7 protein-coding genes are annotated in these 4,588 nt (G+C 73.5%); 5 read left to right on the top strand and 2 right to left on the bottom strand.

Annotation, left to right across the window (positions count from 1 at the left end; all coding sequences use genetic code 11):
- The 4 genes from RIF68_RS28090 to RIF68_RS28105 form a co-directional block, all read left to right on the top strand.
- Positions 1-162, top strand: a 162-nt coding sequence (locus RIF68_RS28090) for a cold-shock protein (protein ID WP_309054107.1), incomplete at its 5' end; no start/stop codon positions are given.
- 247 nt (positions 163-409) lie between these two features.
- On the top strand, positions 410-1,663 hold the full coding sequence (locus RIF68_RS28095; protein ID WP_309054102.1) for a DEAD/DEAH box helicase: 1,254 nt from the start codon (positions 410-412) through the stop codon (positions 1,661-1,663).
- Positions 1,660-1,965, top strand: coding sequence for a CBS domain-containing protein (locus RIF68_RS28100; protein WP_375165112.1), 306 nt, complete (start codon positions 1,660-1,662; stop codon positions 1,963-1,965). The genes RIF68_RS28095 and RIF68_RS28100 overlap by 4 nt, the downstream gene beginning before the upstream one ends.
- Positions 1,966-2,026: 61 nt before the next feature.
- Complete coding sequence (locus tag RIF68_RS28105) at positions 2,027-2,350, top strand: SCO5918 family protein (RefSeq protein ID WP_309054103.1); 324 nt, start codon at positions 2,027-2,029, stop codon at positions 2,348-2,350.
- Positions 2,351-2,421: 71 nt separating this feature from the next.
- Here the strand turns inward: RIF68_RS28105 and RIF68_RS28110 are convergent, their stop codons facing one another.
- Positions 2,422-2,781 (bottom strand): hypothetical protein, encoded by a 360-nt coding sequence (locus tag RIF68_RS28110; RefSeq protein WP_309054104.1) that lies wholly within the window; start codon positions 2,779-2,781, stop codon positions 2,422-2,424.
- A gap of 152 nt (positions 2,782-2,933) precedes the next feature.
- Here RIF68_RS28110 and RIF68_RS28115 point away from each other — a divergent pair, with 152 nt between their 5' ends.
- On the top strand, positions 2,934-3,317 hold the full coding sequence (locus RIF68_RS28115; RefSeq protein ID WP_309054105.1) for a MerR family transcriptional regulator: 384 nt from the start codon (positions 2,934-2,936) through the stop codon (positions 3,315-3,317).
- A gap of 12 nt (positions 3,318-3,329) precedes the next feature.
- On the opposite strand, the gene RIF68_RS28120 is transcribed toward RIF68_RS28115, so the two are convergent.
- Positions 3,330-4,325 carry a transcriptional regulator gene (locus tag RIF68_RS28120; protein WP_309054106.1) on the bottom strand — a complete coding sequence of 332 codons (996 nt, stop codon included), beginning with the start codon at positions 4,323-4,325 and terminating at the stop codon, positions 3,330-3,332.
- Positions 4,326-4,588: the final 263 nt, after the last annotated feature.

The raw sequence follows: 4,588 nt of genomic DNA on the forward strand, positions 1-4,588 counted from the left end.
TTCGGCTTCATCGAGCAGGACGGTGGCGGCCCTGACGTGTTCGCCCACTACTCGAACATCGCCGCCCAGGGCTTCCGCGAGCTGCAGGAGGGCCAGAAGGTGAACTTCGACATCGCGCAGGGCCAGAAGGGCCCGACGGCCGAGAACATCGTTCCCGCCTGACGCTGACGCGCACGACGTAGCTGGGGCCCGCATCCTTCGGGGTGCGGGCCTCAGCTGCATGCGTTTTCCGCGGGGATTTCGCGGAAACGATTCTCGGTGGCATAACTCGTACGCCGGCGCCCGGTGATCCATCATCCGGCGGCCCGCGCTCCGTGCCCCATTCGGCTCCGTCCAGTAATTCCCCACGCACCGCTTTTCTTTTTTCTGCGGGGATTCCTTGATGCGCGCCGCACCAAGGAGGTTCCGCATGAACAGCACACAGACCCCAGGCTCGCTCCCCGCCGTCGCGGCGTTCGCCGATCTCGCCCTGCCCGAACGGATGCGGGCGGCGCTCGCCGCCGAAGGCGTGACCGTGCCCTTCCCGATCCAGGGCGCGACCCTGCCGAACTCCCTCGCGGGCCGGGACGTCCTGGGCCGCGGCCGGACCGGTTCCGGCAAGACGCTCGCGTACGGGCTCGCGCTGCTGGCCCGCACCGCCGGGCGGCGCGCCGATCCCCGGCGACCGCTCGCGCTGGTCCTCGTCCCCACCCGGGAGCTGGCCCAGCAGGTGACCGACGCCCTCGCCCCGTACGCCCGCGCCGTCCAGCTGCGCACCCTCACCGTCGTCGGCGGGCTGCCGATCGCCCGGCAGGCGTACGCCCTCCGGAGCGGCGCCGAGGTCGTCGTCGCCACGCCGGGACGGCTCAGGGATCTCGTCGAGCGCGGCGACTGCCGGCTGGACCGGGTCGCCGTCACCGTCCTGGACGAGGCCGACCAGATGGCCGACCTGGGCTTCACCCCCCAGGTGACCGAGCTGCTCGACCTGGTGCCGGCCGACGGGCAGCGGATGATGTTCTCCGCCACCCTCGACCACACCGTCGACCAGCTGGTCCGCCGCTATCTGACCGACCCCGTCGTCCACACCGTGGACACCCCGGCCGGGGACGACGCGGCGCTTGAACACCACCTGCTGTACGTCCACGCCGACGACAAGCACGCCACCACGGCGGAGATCGCCGCCCGCGAGGGCCGCGTGATCATGTTCCTGGAGACGCAGCACGCCGCCGACCGGCTCGCCGAGGCGCTGCTCGCCTGCGGCGTACGGGCGGCCGCGCTGCACGGCGGCAAGTCGCAGGCCGAGCGCACCCGTACCCTGGCCGGATTCCGCTCCGGGGACGTCACCGCGCTGGTCGCGACGAACGTGGCCGCCCGCGGCATCCACGTCGACAGCCTCGACCTCGTGGTCAACGTCGACCCGCCCAGCGATCCCAAGGACTACCTGCACCGCAGCGGCCGCACCGCCCGTGCCGGGGAGTCCGGGAGCGTCGTCACCCTCGTCACCCCGAACCAGCGCCGCGGCATGTCCCGCCTCCTGACGAAGGCGAGCATCCACCCGCAGATCACGCGGGTCCGCCCCGGCGAGCCCGAACTGAACCGCATCACCGGCGCGCGGCCCCCGACGGGCATTCCCGTCCGCGTCGCGGCCCCGCGCCCGTCCACCCGCCGCAGGAGGCCCATGTGACATCCGCCGGGACACAGCCCCGCCCGCCGAGCAGCACCCCCGCGGACGCGACCGCCGTCCGCACCGTCTCCGAGGCCGAGCCTCAGGTCTGGGACGACATGACCGTCGAAGTGGCCCTCTCGGTCATGGCGAGCGCCCGCGCCGGGCACCTGATCATCCGCGACGGCGACGGCCGCCGCACCGGTCTCGTCACCCGCGCCCAGCTCGCCGCCTTCCGCGCCACCGCGGCCTACACGGACCGGGTACGGCTCCGCGACCTCCTCGGCCGGCGCCTGCGCGCCGCCGCCGTCAGGACGTCGTGACCCCGCTCCGCCCCCGCCCTCTTTCCCTCGCACCCTTCGCTCACGGCACCTTGGAGGTCCCATGCGCTGCGTCATCGCCCGTTATCCGTTCGAACTGACGAAGAACGGCGTGCTGGACACGATGAAGGACGTGAAGCCCGAACCGGTCACCGCCGGCGCGTACGTCACCATCGGACGCCGCCGCTACCCGGCCAAGCAGGTGGGGCGGGTCATCACCCGCCAGGACCCGCGCGACTTCACCGCCCGTGAGGTCGTCCAGGCCATGACCCGGCTCGGTTTCACGTGCAACACCGTCGACGAGGCGCCGCCCGTGGTCTCCGCCGGCCCGGTCGAGCGGGCCTCCGCCCTGCTCGGCAGCGCCTCCGGCGGTCTGACGGCCGCCTGAGCCCCGAGGGAACCGTACGAGGAGGGCCCGACCGCACATGCCGGTCGGGCCCTCCTCGTACACGGTCCCGGTCAGTGGTCGGAGTAGCTGACGTCCCCCACCGTCCAGGCGCTCACATCGGCGATCGGCACCCGGTACATCCCGCCGGTCTCCGGGATGGCCATGGTGCCCTGGATGATCCGGGCGACGTGGAAGTGCAGATGCGTCGGCGGCCCGGCCTGCGCGGGCGGCTTCGCGAAGACATCGGCGAACTCGCCCAGGTTCGCGGAGTCCGTCAGCACCTCCGTCACCCGCTGGCGCCAGACCGCTTCGGGAGCCAAGCGGCCGGTGAGGACGGCCCCGCCGGTGACCACGGTCAGGGACATCTGATTGCTCTGCCCGGATTCCACCTTGGCGGCGATGTCAACGAGCAATTCGTCAAGCTTCGACATGAGATCGACTCTAGCCGCCGTCCATCCGGCCGTCACGGCCGCGGGCCCCCGGTGACCGGGAACGGCGCCCCCCTCGTGTGCGCGCCGGGCCGCCCCCGTGACGGCACTATGGTTTCAGGGGACGGGGCGTGACGGACACGGCAGAGGTGAGAATGACAGCGGACGATCCGATCGGCCGGCTCGAGGACGACGACTATCCCGCGTACACGATGGGGCGGGCCGCCGAGATGCTCGGCACCACCCCCGGGTTCCTCCGCGCCATCGGCGAGGCCCGCCTGATCACCCCGCTGCGCTCCGAGGGAGGTCACCGGCGCTACTCCCGCTACCAGCTGCGCATCGCCGCACGCGCCCGCGAACTCGTCGACCAGGGCACCCCCATCGAGGCCGCCTGCCGCATCATCATCCTGGAGGACCAGCTCGAGGAGGCGCAGCGCATCAACGCCGAGTACCGTCGCGCGGCGGCCGAACAGCGGCCCGCGGGCGGTGAGTCCCCGACCGGGGGGTCTCCCTCCGCCGGACCGCCGGTCACCGGCTGAGCCCCGGCCTCCTCACGTCCCGTAGAACCCGGCCAGGGCCCGCACCGCGGTCGTCATGGCCGTCCGGAGCGCCGGTGGGCCGAGGACCTCGACGTCCGGGCCCAGGCGGAGGAGTTCGCCGCAGGCGTGGTCCGTGCTCTCGACCGGGATGACCGCCTCCACCAAGCCGTCGTCGCCGGCGGGGGTCGCGGTCGTCTCGACCGCGCGGACCACCTCCGGAGGGAGGTTGTCGGGGAGACGGCGGCGCCCCCGCGGGGAGAGGCGGACGGTGGCGGTGCCGGTGAAGCGCCGGGACGAGAAGTCGGCGAGGTAGGCCGTCCAGTACGCGGCGAGGTCGAAGTCCCGGGGGCGGGTGAAGAGGGCGCCGGCCGGGTCCGGTACGGCGTCGAGGAGCTGCGTCACGCGGTACGTGGCCGGGCCTCTGCCCGGGTCGGCGCCGGCCGTCGCCGCCACCAGGTACCAGGAGCCGGACTTGAGGACCAGACCGTACGGGTGGAGGCGGCGGCTCACCTCCTGCGGGGCGCGCCAGCGGCGGTAGCGCACGTCCAGCGGGCGGCGGGCGAGCACCGCGTCGACGAGGAGGGGAAGGTACGGGGCCGGCTCGGGGTCCCGGTACCAGCCGGGCGCGTCCAGGTGGAAGACCGCCGCGGCCCGCGCCGCCTCCTCGCGCGGGCCGTCCGGCAGCGCGGCGAGGAGCTTCAGCCGGGCCGCCGCCGTCTCCTCGGCGAGGCCGAGTTCGGCGGCGGGTCCGGGCAGGCCCGCGAAGAGGAGGGCCCGCGCCTCGCCCCCGGTCATGCCGGTGAGGCGGGTGCGGTAGCCGTCGAGGAGGCGGTAGCCGCCCCCACGGCCGGGCTCCGCGCAGACCGGGACGCCCGCCGCCTGGAGGCGGGCCAGGTCCCGGTAGGCGGTGCGGACCGACACCTCCAGCTCCTCGGCGACCGCCCGGGCGGACACCCGGCCCCGTGCTTGCAGCAACAGCAGGACCGACAGCAGGCGGGTGGCAGACATGCGCGCATTCTCCTCGGAAACCCTGACAGCGTCTGGCACACGGTGGTCCTACCGTCGGCCGTACGCACCCGCTGATGCCACGAGTCCCAGGAGCCCCGCCGTGCCGTCCTCCCCCGGTCCCGTCCCGCCGCCCGCAGTGATCGAACTGCGCCGTTACACGCTGCGTCCCGGCCGGCGCGAGGAACTGATCGAGCTGTTCGACCGGGAGTTCACCGAGACGCAGGAGGCGGTGGGGATGAGCGTCCTCGGGCAGTTCCGGGACC

Origin of the sequence: Streptomyces sp., assembly GCF_031178505.1 — a bacterium.
In the GTDB taxonomy this organism is placed as follows: Bacteria; Actinomycetota; Actinomycetes; order Streptomycetales; family Streptomycetaceae; genus Streptomyces; species Streptomyces gulbargensis.